Raw genomic sequence first — 18,774 nt, forward strand, 5'->3', positions numbered from 1 at the left:
TCTTCCCTAAGGGAACTGCCGTGTTAAACCGTTATCCTTTGTGGAAGTATGTGATGCTGGTCGTCGTGATTATCGTCGGCCTGCTCTATGCGCTTCCCAACCTCTATGGTGAGGATCCGGCCGTTCAAATCACTGGTGCGCGCGGAAGCGCCGCCAGTGAGCAGACGCTGGATCAGATTCAGTCCGCATTAAAACAGGACAATATCCAGAGCAAATCTGTTGCGCTGGAAAATGGTGCGATTACCGCGCGCTTCGCCAATACGGATGTGCAGTTACGCGCCCGTGAAGCGATCATGAAAGCGCTGGGTGAAGACTACGTCGTGGCGCTGAACCTCGCGCCTGCCACGCCCCGCTGGCTGACCATGCTGTCAGCAGAACCGATGAAACTCGGTCTCGACCTGCGTGGCGGCGTGCACTTCCTGATGGAAGTGGACATGGACACCGCACTCAGCAAACTGCAGGAGCAGAATGCTGATACGCTGCGTAGCGACCTGCGCGCCAAAAATATCCCCTATACCAACGTCAATAAAATCGCGAACTACGGCGTGGAAATTCGTTTCCGTGACGCCGCCAGCCGCGATGCGGCGATTTCCTGGCTCTCTTCCCGTCATCAGGATCTGGTGATCAACAGCAGCGGCAGCGATGCGCTGCGTGCCACCATGAGCGATGCCCGTCTCAGCGAAGCGCGTGAATATGCGGTTCAGCAGAACATCACGATTCTGCGTAACCGTGTGAACCAGCTGGGCGTGGCGGAACCGCTGGTTCAGCGTCAGGGTTCCGATCGCATCGTGGTGGAACTGCCAGGGATTCAGGACACGGCGCGCGCCAAAGAGATTCTGGGTGCGACCGCAACCCTGGAATTCCGTCTGGTGAACACCACCGTGGATCCGAGCGCCGCCGCCAGTGGCCGGGTGCCGGGTGACTCCGAAGTCAAAAAGATGCGTGACGGCCAGCCGGTCGTACTCTACAAGCGGGTGATTCTGACCGGTGACCACATCACCGACTCGACCTCCAGCATGGATGAGTACAACCAGCCTCAGGTGAACATTTCGCTGGATGGCGCAGGCGGAAACATCATGTCGAACTTCACCAAGGACAACATCGGTAAACCGATGGCGACCCTGTTTGTGGAGTACAAAGACAGCGGTAAGAAAGATGCCAATGGCCGTTCCATTCTGGTGAAGCAGGAAGAGGTGATTAACGTCGCCAATATCCAGTCTCGCCTGGGGAACAGCTTCCGCATTACCGGTATCAACAATCCGAACGAAGCGCGTCAGCTGTCGCTGCTGCTGCGTGCCGGTGCGTTGATTGCGCCAATCCAGATCGTGGAAGAGCGCACTATCGGACCGACCATGGGTCAGCAAAACATTACTCAGGGTCTGGAAGCCTGCCTCTGGGGTCTGCTCGCGTCGATCCTGTTCATGGTGGTGTTCTACAAGAAGTTTGGTCTGATTGCGACCAGTGCGCTGCTGGTAAACCTGGTGCTGATTGTTGGCATCATGTCCCTGCTGCCGGGCGCGACCCTGACCATGCCGGGTATTGCCGGTATCGTGTTAACCCTGGCGGTGGCAGTTGATGCCAACGTACTGATTAACGAACGTATTAAAGAAGAGCTGCGCAACGGGCGCTCGGTTCAGCAGGCAATCCATGAGGGCTACAAAGGCGCCTTCTCCAGTATTGTCGATGCGAACGTGACCACCCTGATCAAAGTGATCATTCTTTACGCGGTCGGCACCGGTTCGATCAAAGGCTTTGCGATTACCACCGCTATCGGTATCGCGACCTCAATGTTCACCGCGATTATCGGTACCCGTGCCATTGTTAACCTGGTTTACGGTGGCAAACGCATCAACAAGCTGTCTATCTGAGGAGTGCGTTGTGGCACAGGAATATAACATTGAGCAGTTGAACCACGGGCGTAAAGTCGTCGACTTTATGCGCTGGGATACGCTGGCCTTCATCATTTCGGGACTGCTGATCGTCGCTGCGATTGCGATCGTGGGCGTGCGCGGTTTTAACTGGGGCCTCGATTTCACCGGCGGTACTGTGATTGAGATTGCGCTGGAAAAACCTGCCGACCTCGACACGCTGCGCAGCGATCTGGTGAAAGCGGGCTTTGACGAGCCGCTGGTGCAGAACTTTGGCAGCAGCCGTGACGTCATGGTGCGTATGGCACCGGTTACCGGTCCGGCAGGCACCGAAATAGGCAATAAAGTGGTGTCGGTGATTAACCAGACCACCCAGCAGAACGCGACCGTTAAGCGCATTGAGTTCGTAGGCCCGAGCGTGGGCAGCGACCTGGCGCAGGCGGGGGCGATGGCGCTGTTGTCTGCACTGATTGCGATTCTGATCTACATCGGTTTCCGCTTTGAGTGGCGTCTGGCACTGGGCACCGTGCTGGCGCTGGCGCATGACGTCATCATCACCTGCGGTCTGCTGGCGCTGTTCCGTATTGAAATCGACCTGACGATTGTTGCCTCACTGATGTCAGTAATTGGCTACTCGCTTAACGATAAAATCGTGGTCTCTGACCGTATTCGTGAAAACTTCCGCAAGATCCGTCGCGGCAGCGCTTACGATATTACCAACGTGTCCCTGACCCAGACCTTAAGCCGTACGCTGATTACCTCGCTGACCACACTGGCGATGATCCTCATCCTCTTCATCTTTGGTGGTGCGCTGCTGAAAGGCTTCTCACTGACCATGCTGATTGGTGTGACGATCGGTACGATTTCATCCATTTATGTCTCTTCGGCGCTGGCGCTGAAGCTGGGCATGAAGCGTGAACATATGCTGGTGCAGAAGGTTGAGAAAGAGGGCGCAGATCAGCCTTCTATCCTGCCGTAATCGCATGACAGAAATGAAAACGGGCAGCCCTGGGGCTGCCCGTTTTTTTTGCGCCGGCCGTCAGGGTAATGCCGGTGCAGCAGGTGGGGTCTGGGTCGGCACGTTGCCGGTCACGTTATGCACGCGAACATAGCCGATCTGCTCCGGTGTCAGACCGCTGAGGCGCAGCGGAACGGTGACCGAATGCTGCGGCAGCAGGGAGGCAGGCACGGTGATGGTCTGACTCAGCGTGTCATTGCCGAGCGGCTTGCCGCTGGCGGGATCGAGCTCACCCCAGATCACCGTGGCGTTCAGCGCAGGCAACGGCTGTTCATCCATCGAACGCACCGTGAGGGTTGCCCGCGAGCCGCTCGCTTCAGCCGTGACGGGCGACAGCGTCAGCCGCAGCGTACCGAGCCGGGTCTGCAACGCCACGGGCGTATTGGCCTGTGGCAGCAGCCATGCTCCCTGCTGCGACTGGCTGTTCAGCTGCCCCTGAATCTCCAGCGCACTGGCTTGCGAGGTCAGGTGCTGCATCTGCTGATTAAGCTGATTCACTTCCTGATGCAGCTCTCTGACCTGCGGTGTGCTGGCGGTGCTGCTGCATCCGCTCAGCGTTACCAGAGAGAGCGCCACCGGAACCCAAACCATCCTGTTCATAAGTTATCCTTGTCCGTTATTTCGGGATGCGTAACACCTGACCCGGGTAGATCTTATCAGGGTGTGACAGCATCGGTTTGTTCGCTTCGAAAATCTTATTGTACTCATTGGCGTTGCCGTAGACCTGTTTCGAGATAGCGCTCAGCGTATCGCCTTTTTTCACCGTGTAGAGTTCGGACTCCGCTGCGCTGTCGGTGACGGTAACCTTGTCTTCCACTTTGGTAATGCCCGCGACGTTGCCCGCTGCGATCAGAATCTTCTCTTTCAGCTCCTGAGAGATGCCATCGCCGGTCACCGTGACGGTATCGCCATTCACTTTGACATCAACCTTGTCGCTGTCGGGTAATCCGAGTTTGTTGATGTGCTCCTGCAGCTTTTTATTCTGGTCATCACCGCCATGCACGGCATCCCACAATTTTTCACCCGCTTCTTTCACAAAGTTAAACAGACCCATACAACCTCCAGTGTGTTAGTGGAAAATTTCAATTGCAGCCCTTAAAGCGTAGTCCCTTTTGCTGCAGACGAAATTTAGCATCGTTTATCCTGAGAGGTGAATCATCTGAAAGGCACGAAGAGATTTTGTTGATTCGCAGTTCGCGCTACACTGTCTGACCCATCACTCTCGCGTCAGGAAACGTCATGCATTGCCCATTCTGCTCCGCTGTGGACACCAAAGTGATTGATTCTCGTCTGGTTAGTGAAGGCTCTTCGGTGCGCCGCCGCCGCCAGTGTCTGATGTGCCATGAGCGCTTTACCACCTTTGAGGTGGCAGAACTGGTGATGCCTCGCGTGGTGAAAAGCAATGACGTGCGCGAACCCTTCAATGAAGACAAAATGGCCAGCGGGATGATGAAGGCGCTGGAAAAGCGTCCGGTCAGCGCCGACGCGGTGGAAAGCGCCGTGAATCATATCAAAACCCAGCTGCGTGCCACGGGTGAACGGGAGATCCCCAGTAAGCTGATTGGCAACCTGGTGATGGATGAGCTGAAAAAACTCGATAAGGTGGCCTACATCCGCTTCGCCTCGGTTTACCGCAGCTTTGAAGATATCCGGGATTTTGGCGAAGAGATCGCCCGGTTACAGGATTAAAGTATGGATGAACGCTATATGGCGCGCGCGCTGGAGCTGGCGCGACGCGGCCGTTTTACCACCATGCCCAACCCCAACGTCGGCTGCGTTATCGTATGCGATGGTGAGGTCGTGGGGGAGGGGTGGCACCAGCGCGCCGGAGAACCCCATGCGGAAGTCCACGCGCTGCGTATGGCAGGCGAAAAAGCGCGCGGTGCTACCGCCTATGTGACGCTGGAGCCGTGCAGTCATCATGGCCGTACGCCTCCCTGCTGTGATGCCCTGATCGCCGCCGGTGTGAAGCGGGTCGTGGCCGCGATGCAGGACCCGAATCCGCAGGTCGCCGGTCGCGGGCTGCACCGCCTGCAGCAGGCGGGCATTGAAGTCAGCCACGGTCTGATGATGCCGGAAGCGGAGGCGCTGAATCGCGGCTTTCTCAAGCGGATGCGCACCGGGTTTCCCTGGATTCAGCTTAAACTGGGCGCGTCGCTGGATGGCCGGACCGCCATGGCCAGCGGCGAAAGTCAGTGGATTACCTCTGCGGCTGCGCGTCGTGATGTGCAGCGTCTGCGGGCGCAAAGTGCGGCTATCCTGAGCAGCAGCGCAACCGTGCTGGCGGACGATCCCTCCCTGACGGTGCGCTGGTCCGAACTCAGTGCGGACACCCAGGCGCTGCTGGATGAGCAGCAGCTGCGTCAGCCGGTGCGGGTGATTATCGACAGCCAGAATCGCGTTACGTCCGGGCATCGCCTGATTTCGCAGCCGGGAGAAACCTGGCTGATGCGCCATCAGCCGGATCAGCAGAGCTGGCCGGCTGGCGTGACGCAAATTGCCGTTCCGCAGCGCGAGCATCAGCTGGATCTGGTGGCGATGATGATGCTGCTGGGTCAGCGCCAGATCAACAGCGTCTGGGTTGAAGCGGGCGCAACGCTGGCGGGTGCGCTGTTGCAGGCTGGACTGGCCGATGAGCTGATCGTCTACGTGGCACCTAAGCTGTTAGGTGATGAAGGCCGCGGCCTGTGTCACCTGCCCGGCCTCAGTCAGCTGGCTGACGCGCCTGCCTTTCGTTTCAGCGATGTCCGTCAGGTCGGAGACGATTTACGCCTGACCCTGACACCGCAATAACACGGGCGGAAAAGCGAGAGCACGCCGCCGAAGAGTATGATAGAATCCGCCCCCCTGCGCGGGGCTAAATAAACCCCTGAAAGGATAAGTATGAAAGTTATCGAAGCTGCTGTTGCAACGCCTGAGGCCAGTGTTGCCATCGTTATCGCGCGTTTTAACAACTTCATTAATGACAGCCTGCTGGAGGGTGCAATTGATGCCCTGAAACGTATCGGCCAGGTCAAAGATGACAATATCACCGTAGTCTGGGTTCCCGGCGCCTACGAACTGCCTCTGGCAGCTCGCGCGCTGGCTAACGCCGGCAAATATGATGCGATTATCGCTCTCGGCACCGTGATTCGTGGTGGCACTGCCCACTTCGAATATGTGGCGGGTGAAGCCAGCTCCGGTATCGCCAGCGTCGCCATTAACAGCGATATTCCTGTCGCGTTTGGCGTGCTGACGACTGAAAGCATCGAGCAGGCCATTGAACGTGCCGGTACCAAAGCCGGTAACAAAGGTGCGGAAGCCGCACTGACCGCGCTCGAAATGATCAACGTATTGAAAGCCATTAAAGCCTGATTTTTGTAAGGGGAATTTTGTGAAACCTGCTGCTCGTCGTCGCGCCCGTGAGTGCGCTGTTCAGGCGCTTTACTCCTGGCAGTTGTCGAATAACGACATTGCCGATGTGGAATACCAGTTTCTGGCGGAACAGGACGTCAAAGACGTCGACATTACCTATTTCCGCGAACTGCTGTCCGGTGTGGCGACCAACAGTGCGTATCTGGATGGACTGATGAAGCCCTACCTGTCGCGTCAGCTTGAAGAGCTGGGCCAGGTAGAAAAAGCGATCCTGCGCATCTCACTGTATGAGCTGAGCAAACGTGATGATGTGCCCTATAAAGTGGCCATCAACGAAGGGATTGAGCTGGCGAAAGTCTTCGGCGCTGAAGACAGTCATAAATTTGTTAACGGCGTGCTGGATAAAGCCGGTCCACAGATTCGACCCCATCGCAAATAAACAAAAAGGCCGGCTTGCCGGCCTTTTTTCATAGAGGGTTAAGCGGAACGTAATTATGTCTTGTGGTGAATTTGAACTCATCGCACGCTACTTCAACCGCAGAACACGCAGCCGCCGTGATGTCGAACTCGGCATCGGTGACGATTGTGCGTTACTGAGCGTGCCGGAAAAACAGACGCTGGCGATCAGCACCGATACCCTGGTTGCCGGTGTGCACTTCTTACGGGATATCCATCCCGCCGATCTTGGCTACAAAGCCCTGGCTGTTAATCTCAGCGACCTCGCCGCTATGGGCGCCGATCCCGCGTGGCTGACGCTGGCCCTGACGCTGCCGCAGGTCGATGAGAGCTGGCTGTCGGCGTTCAGTGAGAGCCTGTTTGAGCTGCTGGAGTATTACGATATGCAGCTGGTGGGCGGTGACACCACGCGCGGCCCGCTGAGCCTGACGCTGGCGATTCACGGTCTGGTGCCGCAGGGCCGGGCCCTGAAACGCTCCGGCGCGAAGCCGGGTGACTGGATCTACGTGACCGGCACGCTGGGTGACAGCGCGGCGGGGCTGGCGCTGCTGCAGCATCACTGCCGCATCAGCGATCCGGCGGTGCATGAGGCGCTGATCAAACGCCATCTGCGCCCCATGCCGCGCATTCTGCAGGGACAGGCCCTGCGTGCGCTGGCCTCCTCTGCGGTAGACCTCTCTGACGGCCTGATTTCCGATCTCGGTCACGTGCTGAAAGCCAGCGGCTGTGGTGCACGGCTTAATCTTGATGCTCTGCCGCTTTCTGGCGCGCTGCGTGACCATTTCGACCCTGAGCAGGTTCTGCGCTGGGCGCTGAGTGGGGGAGAGGATTATGAGCTCTGCTTCACCGTGCCGGAGGTGAATCGCGGCGCGCTGGATGTGGCGCTGGGTCATCTGGGCGTGCCCTACACCTGCATCGGTCAGATAGCACCGGAGTCGGAAGGCTTAACGCTGCTGGATAATGGCAAGCCCGCCACCTTCCGCCATAAAGGATTTGATCACTTTGATACGAAATAACGATGTGGCCAAAGGCCGCCTGCGGATGAGCAATCCCTGGCATCTGCTGGCGACCGGTTTTGGCAGCGGGTTAAGCCCGGTGGTGCCTGGCACCATGGGATCGCTGGCGGCGATTCCGTTCTGGTGGCTGATGACGTTTCTGCCGCAGGACCTCTATTCGCTGGTCGTGCTGGTCGGCATCTGCGTTGGCGTTTACCTCTGCCATCGCACCGCCAAAGATATGGGCGTTCACGATCATGGCAGTATTGTCTGGGATGAGTTTATCGGCATGTGGATTACGCTGATGGCGATTCCGGTCAACAGCTGGCAGTGGGTGCTCGGGGGATTTGTACTGTTCCGTATTCTGGATATGTGGAAACCCTGGCCGATTCGCTGGTTTGACCGCAACGTGCATGGTGGCATGGGCATTATGGTCGATGACATCATTGCCGGGGTCATTTCGGCTGCCATGCTGTATGGCATCGGGGTCTGGCTGGCGGGCTGATCCGCTCACCCGCGATAAGATGACGCCCGGCAAGGGCGTCATCTGACAGCGTTACTCGAATCCCACCGCCTGATGCGGCTGATAGACCTCTTCCAGCAGGGTAATCTCGTCGTCACTCAGTGTGACATCCACCGCCTTCACCAGATCCGCAAACTGCTCAGCACGCGACGCGCCAATGATTGGCGCCGTGACGGCAGGTTTACTCAGCAGCCAGGCCAGGGCGACCTGTGCCCGCGTCACGCCTTTGCTCTCCGCCACCTGCGCCAGACGCTGCGCAATGGCGGCATCATTCTCTTCGGTGGTGGCATAGAGCTTCGCCATGACCTGATCAGAGGTGGAGCGAGCGGTGTTTTCACCCCATGGGCGGGTCAGCTTACCGCGCGCCAGCGGGCTCCAGGGCAGCACGGCGATCTGCTCTTTCTGACAGAGCGGATGCATTTCACGCTCCTCTTCACGCTGAATCAGGTTGTACTGATCCTGCATGCTGACAAAGCGGTGCCAGCCCTGTTGCGACTGCATCTGCAACGCCTGTGCAAACTGGCTGGCGTGCATGGATGAAGCACCGATGTAGCGCGCTTTGCCCGACTGTACGACATCATGCAGCGCTTCCAGCGTCTCTTCCAGCGGCGTCTCGTAATCCCAGCGGTGAATCTGCAGCAGATCGACATACTCCATGCCGAGGCGCTGCAGGCTGTCATCAATGGATTGCAGGATATTTTTGCGCGACAGACCCTGTGAGAGGTTGCTCAGGGGGAAATAGACTTTGGTGGCGACCACAATCTCTTCACGGCGCGCAAAATCTTTCAGCGCCCGTCCCAGGATCTCTTCACTACTGCCGTCTGAATAGCTGTTGGCCGTGTCGAAGAAGTTGATCCCTGCGTTCAGCGCCTGCTGGATCAGCGGACGGCTGCTCGCTTCAGGCAGCGTCCAGGCGTGGTTGCCGCGCGTCGGCTCGCCATAGGTCATGCAGCCCAGACAGAGGCGCGAAACCTGAAGGTCGGTGGTTCCCAGTTGAATCAGTTTCATGGTGGAGGCTCCTGCGAAAGTGCAAAGGTTTCAGCATAGCAGGGCGTTGCGCTCCCCGGAGGGAGCGCAGAGAGGAGAGGTTACTGCGCCAGCCAGCGGGCGATCTGCTGCTGGATACCTTCGGCGTCCAGCAGGTAGTCATGACGCACTTCTTCCTGTGTGCCCTGCGGGATAAATTCATCGGGCAGACCGATATTGAGAACCGGCACAGCCAGGCGTTTCGCCATGACGAACTCATTGACGCCGCTGCCTGCACCGCCCTTGATTGCGCCTTCTTCCAGTGTAATCAGAGACGTGTGGGTGGCGGCCAGTTCAGCAATCAGCGCCTCATCCAGCGGCTTCACAAAGCGCATATCGACCAGGGTCGCATTCAGCGCTTCCGCCGCAGCGGCCGCTTCCGGCAGCAGCGTACCGAAGTTCAGAATCGCCAGTTCTTCACCCTGACGTTTCACCACGCCTTTGCCCAGCGGCAGGCTCTGTAGCGGTGCCAGTGGGGTGCCAACGCCGGTGCCGCGCGGATAACGCACGGCGCTCGGCCCGTCCTGATAGTGATAGCCGGTGTAGAGCATCTGACGGCACTCATTTTCGTCGCTGGGGGTCATGATCACCATCTCCGGCACACAGCGCAGATAGGCGAGATCAAATGCGCCCTGGTGAGTCTGACCGTCCGCGCCAACAATACCACCGCGATCGATAGCAAACAGGACCGGCAGTTTCTGGATAGCGACGTCATGGATCAGCTGATCGTAGGCGCGCTGCAGGAAGGTGGAATAGATGGCCACGATCGGCTTATAACCGCCAATCGCCATACCGGCGGCGAAGGTCACCGCGTGCTGCTCGGCGATCGCCACATCAAAATATTGCTGCGGGAACTCACGGGAGAAGGCCACCATGCCGGAGCCTTCACGCATCGCCGGGGTAATCGCCATCAGCTTCGGATCGTCGGCGGCCATTTCGCACAGCCAGTTGCCGAAGATTTTAGAGTAGCTTGGCAGACCTTCGGCACTTTTCGGCAGTTCGCCAATGGCCGGATCGAATTTAGGGACGGCGTGCCAGGCAATCGGATCTTCCTCTGCCGGGGCGTAGCCTTTCCCTTTCTTCGTCATGATATGCAGGAACTGCGGCCCTTTCAGGTTGCGCATGTTACTCAGCGTATTGACCAGCGTCAGGACATCGTGGCCATCAACCGGACCGATGTAGTTGAAGCCTAACTCTTCAAACAGCGTTCCCGGCACCACCATGCCTTTGAGGTGCTCTTCCGTGCGCTTAACCAGCTCTTTAATTGGGGGCAGGTTAGTCAGTACGCGCTTACTGCCTTCACGCAGTCGCGCGTAGGTTTTACCTGACAGGATCTGCGCCAGACGGTTATTCAGCGCGCCGACGTTTTCGGAGATCGACATCTCATTGTCATTGAGGATCACCAGCATGTCCGGTTTGATATCACCGGCATGGTTCATCGCTTCAAACGCCATACCTGCGGTGATAGCCCCATCGCCGATAATACAGGCGGTGCGACGCCCCTGACCTTCGCGTTCTGCCGCCGCGGCCATGCCCAGACCGGCACTGATGGAGGTCGACGAGTGACCGACGCTCAGCACGTCATATTCACTTTCGCCGCGCCACGGGAACGGATGCACGCCGTTTTTCTGACGGATGGTGCCGATGCGATCGCGGCGACCGGTCAGAATTTTATGCGGATAAGCCTGATGACCTACATCCCACACCAGATGGTCAAAAGGAGTGTTGTAGACATAATGCAGCGCGACAGTCAGTTCGACAACGCCCAGACCCGATGCAAAATGGCCGCTGGAGCGGCTCACGCTGTCTAACAGATACTGACGCAGTTCATCACACAGTGCAGGCAGCTTCTCTTTCGGCAGGGCACGCAGCTCCTGAACCGTGTTTGCCAGCGCCAGTGTCGGGTATTTAGCAATATCAAAACTCATCAGAGACTCATTATGGAAGTTATTTGTCGCGTTCAATTATGAAGCTCGCCAGCGCCTGCAGTGCTGTGGTGTTATAGGAGTGCGCAGCGAGCAATTCCAGAGCATCAAGGGCTTCCTGATACAAATCCCGCGCTTTGGCACGGGCATTTTCTAAGCCTAACAGTGAAGGATAGGTGCTTTTGCCCAGTTGCTGATCGGCACCCTGACGTTTTCCGATAACGGCGGTGTCACCCACCACGTCCAGGATATCGTCCTGCACCTGAAACGCGAGACCGATAGCCTCAGCATAGCGGTCGAGCAGCGGCAGGGCTTCACGGCCCGCATCGCCTGCGGTAAAAGCACCTAAGCGGACGGCTGAGCGGATCAGCGCGCCCGTTTTGTGGCGATGGATCTGCTCCAGCTGATCGAGATCCACCGATTTACCTTCTGCCGCCAGATCAAGCGCCTGACCGCCGCACATGCCGGCCACGCCGCTGGCGTTTGCCAGTTCAGAGATCATCCGCAGCCGGTACTCCGCGCTGACACCCGGCATGACTGCGTCAGTCAGAATTGAGAAGGCCAGCGTCTGCAGGGCATCGCCTGCCAGTATCGCCGTATCTTCGCCATATTTAATGTGACAGGTCGGCTGCCCGCGACGCAGAGCATCGTCATCCATCGCAGGGAGATCGTCATGAATCAGAGAGTACGCATGAATGCATTCAACCGCGGCGGCGGGCGCATCCAGACTCGCCGGGTCGGCGCGGAGCATCTCACCGGTCGCGTAGACCAGAAAAGGGCGCAGGCGTTTACCGCCCAATAATGCCCCATAATGCATGGCATTAACCAGAGGAGAACTCTGAAAAGGAAGTGGCGCTATAAAACGCGTCAGCGCGGCGTTGACCTGCTGCTGATACGCGTCGAGTAATCGGACAAAATCCATTAGTCATTTTCCGGCGTGAAAGCAGTGAGGTCGGCGTTTTTATCGTCGTTCAGCAGAATACGGACACGCTGTTCAGCCTGCTGCAGCGTCTGCTGGCCTGTCCGCGCCAGCTGCACGCCGCGCTCAAACTCGTTCAGGGCTTCTTCCAGCGGCAGTTCACCACTTTCCAGACGGCTGACAATCTGCTCCAGCTGCTGCAATGACGTTTCGAAGCTGGCTGGCTGTTCGGCTTTTTTCGGCATATTTCGTGTCGACTCACGGTTGGGACATTATCTCGCAATCGGTCATGGTAGCTGAGACCCTATGATTAGCAAAATAATCAATGCGGCAGCTGATGAAGAAGCAGTCACCTGACAAAGGTGATATACTCCCGCGCCTCGGATGCGGTTGCGCCTTGCAGCCCGCAATTTTGTGATTTTACCAGCTAAGTGCTGCCTCTTTTAGCACTTATTTGCCCAACGAAGCTGTGTCGCCATGAAGTTTATCATCAAGTTATTTCCTGAAATCACCATCAAGAGTCAGTCGGTGCGTTTGCGCTTTATCAAGATTCTTGCCAGCAATATCCGTAACGTCCTGAAAACCGTCAGCGACGACATCGCCGTTGTGCGTTACTGGGATCACATTGAAGTGCGCTCAAAAAACGATGCGCTGCGGGACATTATTCCCGATGAGCTGACGCGCATTCCGGGGATTCATCACGTTTTAGCGGTTGAAGATCGCGAGTACACCGATATTCATCACATCTTCGAACAGACCTTAGCGCAGTATCGCGACAGCCTCGAAGGGAAGAGCTTCTGCGTTCGGGTTAAACGTCGTGGTAAGCATAGCTTCAGTTCGCAGGATGTGGAGCGCTATGTGGGCGGCGGGCTGAACCAGCACATCGAAAGCGCCCGTGTGCAGCTTAAAAACCCGGAGGTAACGGTTAATCTCGAAGTGGACGAGAATCAGCTGACGCTGGTGACCGCACGCTATGAGGGGCTGGGCGGTTTCCCAATCGGCACACAGGAAGATGTGCTGTCGCTGATTTCCGGTGGCTTTGACTCCGGCGTCTCCAGCTACATGCTGCTGCGTCGCGGCAGCCGCGTACACTACTGCTTCTTTAATCTTGGCGGCGCCGCCCATGAGATTGGCGTCCGTCAGGTCGCGCACTATCTCTGGAACCGCTTTGGCCGTTCGCACCGGGTGCGTTTTGTGGCGATCAATTTTGAGCCGGTCGTCGGTGAGATCCTGGAAAAAGTGGATGACGGTCAGATGGGCGTGGTGCTGAAGCGCATGATGGTGCGTGCCGCTTCCCGCGTGGCTGAGCGTTACGGCGTACAGGCGCTGGTCACCGGTGAAGCAGTCGGACAGGTATCGAGCCAGACGCTGACCAACCTGCGTCTGATTGATAACGCCTCCGATACGCTGATTCTGCGTCCGCTGATCTCTCACGACAAAGAGCACATCATCAAAGTCGCCCGGGAGATCGGTACCGAAGATTTTGCCAGCACCATGCCGGAATATTGTGGGGTGATTTCCAAAAGCCCGACAGTGAAGGCGGTGAAAGCGAAGATCGAGGCAGAAGAGCAGAATTTCGACTTCACGATTCTGGATCGCGTGGTGGAAGAGGCGACCAATGTCGATATCCGCACCATCGCTGAGCAGACAGAAGAGGAGGTGGTGGAAGTTGAAACCGTCGCGCTGCTGAGTGAAAACGACGTAGTGCTGGATATCCGCGCCATCGACGAGCAGGAAGAGAATCCGCTTGATCTGAAGGCAACGGAGGTGAAATCACTGCCGTTCTACAAACTCAGCACGCAGTTTGGCGATCTCGATCAGAACCGCACCTGGCTGCTTTACTGCGATCGCGGCGTGATGAGCCGTCTGCAGGCCCTCTATCTGCATGAGCAGGGCTTTAAGAACGTGAAAGTCTACCGCCCGTAGTGCTGGCTTACGGTCAGTCAGACCCTATCGGGGTCTGACTGATGAGCCTGATCACGCCTGATAGTCATAAATGCCGGGTGCCAGCACCAGCTGGGCGGCAACGTCGCGCGCCATTTCTTTTCCCACCAGCAGATCGATCAGCTTCAGCGCAAAATCCATGGCCGTGCCGGGTGCCTGGCTGGTGAGCAGTTTTACCCGCGGGTCCCAGACGACGCGGCGCTCCATCCATTTCTCCGCCGGAATGGTCTCTTTTAAGCCGGGAAAGCCGGTCATGTTTCCGACAGGGAACAGATCGTGGGGAACCAGCACCGTACCTGCCGCCGCACAAATCGCCGCAACGATTTTATCGCTGAGATGAAACTGACGCACCGTTTCGACCAGCAGCGGGCTGTCACGGAAGGTCTCCGCGCCTTTCAGGCCACCGGGCAGGACAATGGCGGCGAAATCGTTGTCGGCGACCTCGACCAGCGGGGCGTCAGCCAGCAGGCGGACACCGCGTGAGCAGACGATCTCCCGGCTGCCATCGCTTTCGACGCTGGCGGTGACGACATTCAGCCCGGCACGAACCAGCAGGTCGATGGTGGTGACGGCTTCGGTCTCTTCACTGCCATGTGCCAGGCAAACCAGCACCGATGCGTTCGCGGTCATAATGGGACTCCTTGCGTTTTACAATGTCATACAGACGGGTGTTCTCCGACAGCACCAGGCCGTGCGTCCGGGCGCGGCGCAGTAAAAAGCCGCTGATGTAGTCGATTTCGGTGAGCCGCTGCGCGCGGATATCCTGCAGCATGGAAGAGGTGTTCGCCGCCGTGCTTTCAATCACGTCGAAGATAATATCCTGCAGGCTTTCGCTGGCTACGTTCTGGCCTTCGCGCTCCATGACCCAGCTGATCTCTTCGCATAACTGCGCAATCTGTTCCGGATACGCACGCAGCGCGCCGTTCTGGCACTCATATTCCACGCTGAGCGGGTTGATCACGCAGTTCACCGCTAGCTTGCGCCAGCAGGCCGCACGGATGTTGTCATGCCAGGCGACATCGGGCAGGGCATGGTGCAAGATGTCGGCCAGATCGCTGTAAGCAGCGCTTTTGCGGTTACCGGGGCCGATGTGGGTGATGCCGCTGGCGATGTGTTTGATGACGGTGCCATCACGCATCGCGGCGTGCGTCGTGACGCCGCGCAGTAGCGGCTGAGTTAACCCTTTAAGCTCCTCCAGCGTGCCCATGCCGTTATGCAGCAGCAGCACCGGGCAGTTTTCCGGCAGAACGCTTTCCAGATTTTTCACGGCGGGCGACACCTGTGGCGCTTTTAGCGTAACCAGCAGCAGCTGGCTTTCCGCCAGAAACAGCGGATCGTTAGCGATGAAGGTGCGGTTGGCTATGTTGCCTTCCGGGTCGACGACATTGGCCGAGCAATAGGGCTGCGGCACCCGCAACCATCCCTGCACCTCGTGTCCCTGACGGGCGAGCGCTGTCAGCCAGACCTGACCCAGAGCACCGCACCCTAACACGGTAATTTTCATACTGCCTCCCGCTGGCGGGCTATCCATTTATTATTTACTGTCACACCATGAGTATAGCGTCGTGCACAGCCTGATTTTATTTAGCACCGTAAGACGCGTATTATGCATGTCACTTTAGCGTCAGGAGAAGAAGAGATGCCATCTTTCGATATTGTTTCAGAAGTCGATCTGCAGGAAATTCGCAATGCGGTGGAGAATGCCAACCGTGAGGTGTCTACCCGCTTCGATTTCCGCAACGTGAGCGCCGAGTTTGAGCTCAACGAAAAGAATGAAACCATTAAAATCACCAGCGAGTCTGATTTCCAGGTTAAACAGCTGGTCGATATTTTGCGTGAGAAGTTACTGAAGCGCGGGATTGAAGGCGGTGCCTTAGAGGTGCCGGAAGAGATTGAGCACAGCGGTAAAAGCTGGGCGGTCGATGCCAAACTGAAGAAGGGCATTGAGAGCGACGTAGCGAAGAAACTGGTGAAGCTGATCAAAGACAGTAAGCTGAAAGTACAGACCCAGATTCAGGGTGAAGCGTTACGAGTGACCGGCAAAGCGCGCGATGATCTGCAGAGCGCAATGGCGATTGTGCGCGGCAGCAATCTGGGGCAGCCATTCCAGTTTAAAAACTTCCGCGATTAAGCGGGACAGGCTGTTTTTTGGGCCTGAAGGCAGTTATGAAAAACCCGGCTCAGGCCGGGTTTTTTGTTATCGAACCGGATGTCGTCTGGATGATTACGTTCTGGTTCCCTAAGCCTTTGAATTTATGAGTCGTCTGTAAGAGGGGTGCGGCTTTTGCGACTTTCCGATCTGACCCTGTTCCCTGAGCCAGCCCGATCTCAACACTACCACGGCAAACCGGCCTTTTATCAGCAACTCCCCAGCAGCGCTTCCAGCTCTGGCCGACTGGTGACCTTGCTATCAATTTTGATATACGCGCTTTTCTCTTCCGGCACGATAAACACGGAGTTCACCCCTTTCTGCGCTTTCAGGCGCTGCTCCAGATTCGGCAAAGCCAGTGCCGCGTCACTCAGCACAATGCGCAGGCTGCTCACATAAGGGGGTTCCTGCATCGTCATACTGACAAACAGCCAGGCCGCAGCCACCATTGCGCCGACCATGAACACGGTCTGTGCATCGAAATGACCAAACACCCAGCCGCCCATGCTGCCGCCAACGGCTACGCCAAGGAACTGACTGGTGGAGTAAATGCCCATCGCCGTTCCTTTGTAACCGGCAGGCGACTCTTTACTGATCAGCGAAGGGAGAATGGCTTCCATCAGATTGAAAGCGAAGAAGAAGAGCTGAACCCCAACGACCAGCGTCCAGAAATGGCCTTCCGCACCCCACAGCACGATCTCAGCAATAACGATCATCCCGACGCAGCCCACAAAGACGCGCTTCATGCGACGCTTCACTTCGGCATAAATGATGAACGGCACCACGCCCGCAAAGGCGATCAGCATGGTAGAGAGATAGACTTTCCAGTGTTCCGGGGCCGGGAAACCCGCCTGCTCAAACTGCCCCGGCAAGGCGACAAAGCTCGACATCAGCAGGATATGCAGACAGAAAATACCGATATTCAGCTTCACGAGGCGCGGATTCGCCAGCACCTTGCGAAAGCTGCCTTTGACCATGCCCGATTCACGGTTCAGCACATGATGCGGGGTGGATGGCACCACCAGCAGCGTGATGACGATACCCAGCGAGGCCAGGATCGCAATCATCCAGAACAGCGCCTGCAGCCCTAACGCGTGCGTAACGACCGGACCGACGACCATCGCAATCGCAAAGGTGACACCAAAACTGATGCCGATAAAGGCCATCGCTTTGGTGCGGTTCTGCTCTCGCGTCAAATCGGAGAGCAGCGCCATCACGGCAGCGGCAATTGCGCCGGAGCCCTGCAGCGCACGGCCCAGAATAATGCCCCAGATAGAGTCCGTGCAGGCAGCAATAACGCTACCCAGAACAAACAGCAGCAGTCCGCCCACGATCAACGGCTTTCGCCCGATGCGATCGGAAAGCAGACCAAAAGGAATCTGAAAAATCGCCTGGGCCAGGCCATAGATACCAATCGCCAAGCCGATCAGCGTTTCACTCGCGCCCTGTAATGCCATGCCATAAGTGGTCAGTACCGGCAGGACCATAAACATTCCCAGCATGCGCAGGGAAAAGACCGTACCGAGGCCCCATGTGGCGCGCAGCTCCACCGGAGTCATTTTATTATCGTTCATTCCAACCTCTGTTAATGTGCTGCATTTATTCTAGGGGGCGGGGCAGGGCGGGTAAAACAATAGTTTTTAAGCAGTCGTAACAAAAAGAAAGGGCGCGAAAATCGCGCCCTTTTCATGCTCTTACGGTGTCCGTTACCAGACGTAAGTCAGCAGGTCCTTCGAGGCCGGAGCCATCGAATCTACTGACATCATCACGCTTAGCGCGGTAATCGTCACGATAGAGAAGACAAACAGTTTACGCGCCCAGACACGATCGTCAGCGGTTTTATAACCGGATAACGCCATGCCCAGCCACCAGACGCTGACCGCAGCGGCCACCACCAGATATTTGTAGCCGGCATAGCCACCCAGCGTCAGCATCAGCGTGGCAATCATAAACGCCAGGATATAGAGCGTAATATGATTTTTTGCTACGGAGATCCCTTTCACCACCGGCAGTACCGGGATGTTCGCCGCCTGGTAATCTTTGAAGCGGAAGATGGCAATCGCGTACGAATGCGGCATCTGCCACAGGCTGAAGATCGCCAGCAGGATTAAGGCACCGGCATCAAACTCATTGGATACCGCACAGTAGCCGATAACCGGCGGTGCAGCACCCGACAGACTGCCAATCAGCGTACCGTAAACGGAATGACGCTTCATGTAGAGACTGTAGATGCCCACGTAAACCACGAAGCCCATCACCGCCAGCCACATGGCCAGCGGATTTGCACCGAAGTAGAGCAACGCAAAGCCAGCAATACCCAGCACAGTGGCATAAACCAGGCTTACTTTCGCGGAGATAAGGCCTTTTACCAGCACCCGATTCCTGGTTCTCTCCATCTTGATGTCGATGTCGCGGTCGATCACGTTGTTGAAAACACAACCCGATGCAACCACCAGTGACACGCCCACCAGGGTGATGAGAAACAGGGCGTAATCCGTGTTGCCTTTAGAGGCCAGCAGGAATCCGCCGATCACAGAAATTAAATTCCCGAAAATAATTCCTGGTTTTGTAACTTGCAGGTATTGCTTAAACATTAC

The 18,774-nt window shown here is 57.0% G+C and carries 20 protein-coding genes; 10 read left to right on the forward strand and 10 right to left on the reverse strand.

Annotation, left to right across the window (positions count from 1 at the left end):
• The first annotated feature begins 20 nt into the window (after nucleotides 1–20).
• Complete coding sequence (gene secD / locus AC1V0D_RS00910) at nucleotides 21–1,868, forward strand: protein translocase subunit SecD (protein ID WP_009091758.1); 1,848 nt, start codon at nucleotides 21–23, stop codon at nucleotides 1,866–1,868.
• 10 nt (nucleotides 1,869–1,878) lie between these two features.
• Nucleotides 1,879–2,847, forward strand: a complete 969-nt coding sequence (gene secF / locus AC1V0D_RS00915; RefSeq protein WP_009091756.1) for a protein translocase subunit SecF — start codon at nucleotides 1,879–1,881, stop codon at nucleotides 2,845–2,847.
• A 60-nt stretch (nucleotides 2,848–2,907) separates the two neighbouring features.
• Here the strand turns inward: secF and AC1V0D_RS00920 are convergent, their stop codons facing one another.
• Both AC1V0D_RS00920 and lysM read right to left on the reverse strand, forming a co-directional pair.
• Complete coding sequence (locus tag AC1V0D_RS00920) at nucleotides 2,908–3,486, reverse strand: SadB/YajI family lipoprotein (protein ID WP_140028167.1); 579 nt, start codon at nucleotides 3,484–3,486, stop codon at nucleotides 2,908–2,910.
• A 16-nt stretch (nucleotides 3,487–3,502) separates the two neighbouring features.
• Entirely contained in the window at nucleotides 3,503–3,940 is a 438-nt protein-coding gene (lysM, locus tag AC1V0D_RS00925) for a peptidoglycan-binding protein LysM (protein WP_482906870.1), read from the reverse strand.
• A gap of 185 nt (nucleotides 3,941–4,125) precedes the next feature.
• Between lysM and nrdR the strand changes: the two genes are divergently transcribed.
• The 6 genes from nrdR (at nucleotide 4,126) to pgpA (ending at nucleotide 8,196) form a co-directional block, all read left to right on the forward strand.
• On the forward strand, nucleotides 4,126–4,575 hold the full coding sequence (gene nrdR, locus AC1V0D_RS00930; protein WP_009091750.1) for a transcriptional regulator NrdR: 450 nt from the start codon (nucleotides 4,126–4,128) through the stop codon (nucleotides 4,573–4,575).
• Between the two features lie 3 nt (nucleotides 4,576–4,578).
• Nucleotides 4,579–5,679 (forward strand): bifunctional diaminohydroxyphosphoribosylaminopyrimidine deaminase/5-amino-6-(5-phosphoribosylamino)uracil reductase RibD, encoded by a 1,101-nt coding sequence (gene ribD, locus AC1V0D_RS00935; RefSeq protein ID WP_482906871.1) that lies wholly within the window; start codon nucleotides 4,579–4,581, stop codon nucleotides 5,677–5,679.
• Nucleotides 5,680–5,769: 90 nt separating this feature from the next.
• A complete protein-coding gene (gene ribH, locus AC1V0D_RS00940) occupies nucleotides 5,770–6,240 on the forward strand; it encodes a 6,7-dimethyl-8-ribityllumazine synthase (protein ID WP_009091746.1) in 471 nt (156 codons plus the stop codon).
• A gap of 19 nt (nucleotides 6,241–6,259) precedes the next feature.
• Nucleotides 6,260–6,679 carry a transcription antitermination factor NusB gene (nusB, locus tag AC1V0D_RS00945; protein WP_009091744.1) on the forward strand — a complete coding sequence of 140 codons (420 nt, stop codon included), beginning with the start codon at nucleotides 6,260–6,262 and terminating at the stop codon, nucleotides 6,677–6,679.
• A gap of 55 nt (nucleotides 6,680–6,734) precedes the next feature.
• On the forward strand, nucleotides 6,735–7,712 hold the full coding sequence (gene thiL / locus AC1V0D_RS00950) for a thiamine-phosphate kinase (protein ID WP_046101351.1): 978 nt from the start codon (nucleotides 6,735–6,737) through the stop codon (nucleotides 7,710–7,712).
• Nucleotides 7,657–8,196 (forward strand): phosphatidylglycerophosphatase A, encoded by a 540-nt coding sequence (gene pgpA, locus AC1V0D_RS00955; protein WP_072052699.1) that lies wholly within the window; start codon nucleotides 7,657–7,659, stop codon nucleotides 8,194–8,196. The genes thiL and pgpA overlap by 56 nt, the downstream gene beginning before the upstream one ends.
• Nucleotides 8,197–8,247: 51 nt before the next feature.
• Here pgpA and AC1V0D_RS00960 read toward each other — a convergent pair whose 3' ends face one another.
• From AC1V0D_RS00960 to xseB, 4 genes are all read right to left on the reverse strand, one after another.
• A complete protein-coding gene (locus AC1V0D_RS00960) occupies nucleotides 8,248–9,222 on the reverse strand; it encodes an aldo/keto reductase (RefSeq protein WP_009091739.1) in 975 nt (324 codons plus the stop codon).
• 80 nt (nucleotides 9,223–9,302) lie between these two features.
• A complete protein-coding gene (dxs, locus tag AC1V0D_RS00965) occupies nucleotides 9,303–11,168 on the reverse strand; it encodes a 1-deoxy-D-xylulose-5-phosphate synthase (protein WP_482906872.1) in 1,866 nt (621 codons plus the stop codon).
• 19 nt (nucleotides 11,169–11,187) lie between these two features.
• Complete coding sequence (gene ispA / locus AC1V0D_RS00970; protein ID WP_426607422.1) at nucleotides 11,188–12,087, reverse strand: (2E,6E)-farnesyl diphosphate synthase; 900 nt, start codon at nucleotides 12,085–12,087, stop codon at nucleotides 11,188–11,190.
• The gene (xseB, locus tag AC1V0D_RS00975; protein WP_009091735.1) at nucleotides 12,087–12,329 is read right to left on the reverse strand and encodes an exodeoxyribonuclease VII small subunit; all 243 of its coding nucleotides are present in this window, start codon (nucleotides 12,327–12,329) and stop codon (nucleotides 12,087–12,089) included. The genes ispA and xseB overlap by 1 nt, the downstream gene beginning before the upstream one ends.
• Before the next feature lie 232 nt (nucleotides 12,330–12,561).
• On the opposite strand from xseB, the gene thiI reads away from it, so the two are divergent.
• Nucleotides 12,562–14,010 (forward strand): tRNA uracil 4-sulfurtransferase ThiI, encoded by a 1,449-nt coding sequence (gene thiI / locus AC1V0D_RS00980; protein WP_140923314.1) that lies wholly within the window; start codon nucleotides 12,562–12,564, stop codon nucleotides 14,008–14,010.
• 51 nt (nucleotides 14,011–14,061) lie between these two features.
• Here the strand turns inward: thiI and yajL are convergent, their stop codons facing one another.
• The gene (gene yajL, locus AC1V0D_RS00985) at nucleotides 14,062–14,658 is read right to left on the reverse strand and encodes a protein deglycase YajL (protein ID WP_009091730.1); all 597 of its coding nucleotides are present in this window, start codon (nucleotides 14,656–14,658) and stop codon (nucleotides 14,062–14,064) included.
• Entirely contained in the window at nucleotides 14,612–15,532 is a 921-nt protein-coding gene (panE, locus tag AC1V0D_RS00990; RefSeq protein ID WP_009091728.1) for a 2-dehydropantoate 2-reductase, read from the reverse strand. Before panE ends, yajL begins: the two co-directional genes overlap by 47 nt.
• 135 nt (nucleotides 15,533–15,667) lie before the next feature.
• Here panE and AC1V0D_RS00995 point away from each other — a divergent pair, with 135 nt between their 5' ends.
• A complete protein-coding gene (locus AC1V0D_RS00995) occupies nucleotides 15,668–16,159 on the forward strand; it encodes a YajQ family cyclic di-GMP-binding protein (protein ID WP_009091726.1) in 492 nt (163 codons plus the stop codon).
• A 227-nt stretch (nucleotides 16,160–16,386) separates the two neighbouring features.
• On the opposite strand, the gene AC1V0D_RS01000 is transcribed toward AC1V0D_RS00995, so the two are convergent.
• Both AC1V0D_RS01000 and cyoE read right to left on the reverse strand, forming a co-directional pair.
• Nucleotides 16,387–17,751 carry an MFS transporter gene (locus AC1V0D_RS01000; protein ID WP_009091724.1) on the reverse strand — a complete coding sequence of 455 codons (1,365 nt, stop codon included), beginning with the start codon at nucleotides 17,749–17,751 and terminating at the stop codon, nucleotides 16,387–16,389.
• A 132-nt stretch (nucleotides 17,752–17,883) separates the two neighbouring features.
• The gene (cyoE, locus tag AC1V0D_RS01005; protein ID WP_009091722.1) at nucleotides 17,884–18,771 is read right to left on the reverse strand and encodes a heme o synthase; all 888 of its coding nucleotides are present in this window, start codon (nucleotides 18,769–18,771) and stop codon (nucleotides 17,884–17,886) included.
• Between the last annotated feature and the right edge of the window lie 3 nt (nucleotides 18,772–18,774).

It is taken from the genome of Pantoea sp. PA1, from assembly GCF_056856975.1.

Bases quoted from the DNA above. Each gene is read 5' to 3' on its own strand.
- AC1V0D_RS00995 (WP_009091726.1), top strand. From the start codon at position 15,668: ATGCCATCTTTCGATATTGTTTCAGAAGTCGATCTGCAGGAAATTCGC.
- dxs (WP_482906872.1), bottom strand. From the start codon at position 11,168: ATGAGTTTTGATATTGCTAAATACCCGACACTGGCGCTGGCAAACACG.
- AC1V0D_RS01000 (WP_009091724.1), bottom strand. From the start codon at position 17,751: ATGAACGATAATAAAATGACTCCGGTGGAGCTGCGCGCCACATGGGGC.
- AC1V0D_RS00920 (WP_140028167.1), bottom strand. From the start codon at position 3,486: ATGAACAGGATGGTTTGGGTTCCGGTGGCGCTCTCTCTGGTAACGCTG.
- panE (WP_009091728.1), bottom strand. From the start codon at position 15,532: ATGAAAATTACCGTGTTAGGGTGCGGTGCTCTGGGTCAGGTCTGGCTG.
- ribD (WP_482906871.1), top strand. From the start codon at position 4,579: ATGGATGAACGCTATATGGCGCGCGCGCTGGAGCTGGCGCGACGCGGC.
- thiL (WP_046101351.1), top strand. From the start codon at position 6,735: ATGTCTTGTGGTGAATTTGAACTCATCGCACGCTACTTCAACCGCAGA.
- pgpA (WP_072052699.1), top strand. From the start codon at position 7,657: ATGGCAAGCCCGCCACCTTCCGCCATAAAGGATTTGATCACTTTGATA.
- yajL (WP_009091730.1), bottom strand. From the start codon at position 14,658: ATGACCGCGAACGCATCGGTGCTGGTTTGCCTGGCACATGGCAGTGAA.
- thiI (WP_140923314.1), top strand. From the start codon at position 12,562: ATGAAGTTTATCATCAAGTTATTTCCTGAAATCACCATCAAGAGTCAG.
- AC1V0D_RS00960 (WP_009091739.1), bottom strand. From the start codon at position 9,222: ATGAAACTGATTCAACTGGGAACCACCGACCTTCAGGTTTCGCGCCTC.
- ispA (WP_426607422.1), bottom strand. From the start codon at position 12,087: ATGGATTTTGTCCGATTACTCGACGCGTATCAGCAGCAGGTCAACGCC.
- xseB (WP_009091735.1), bottom strand. From the start codon at position 12,329: ATGCCGAAAAAAGCCGAACAGCCAGCCAGCTTCGAAACGTCATTGCAG.
- nrdR (WP_009091750.1), top strand. From the start codon at position 4,126: ATGCATTGCCCATTCTGCTCCGCTGTGGACACCAAAGTGATTGATTCT.
- ribH (WP_009091746.1), top strand. From the start codon at position 5,770: ATGAAAGTTATCGAAGCTGCTGTTGCAACGCCTGAGGCCAGTGTTGCC.
- cyoE (WP_009091722.1), bottom strand. From the start codon at position 18,771: ATGTTTAAGCAATACCTGCAAGTTACAAAACCAGGAATTATTTTCGGG.
- lysM (WP_482906870.1), bottom strand. From the start codon at position 3,940: ATGGGTCTGTTTAACTTTGTGAAAGAAGCGGGTGAAAAATTGTGGGAT.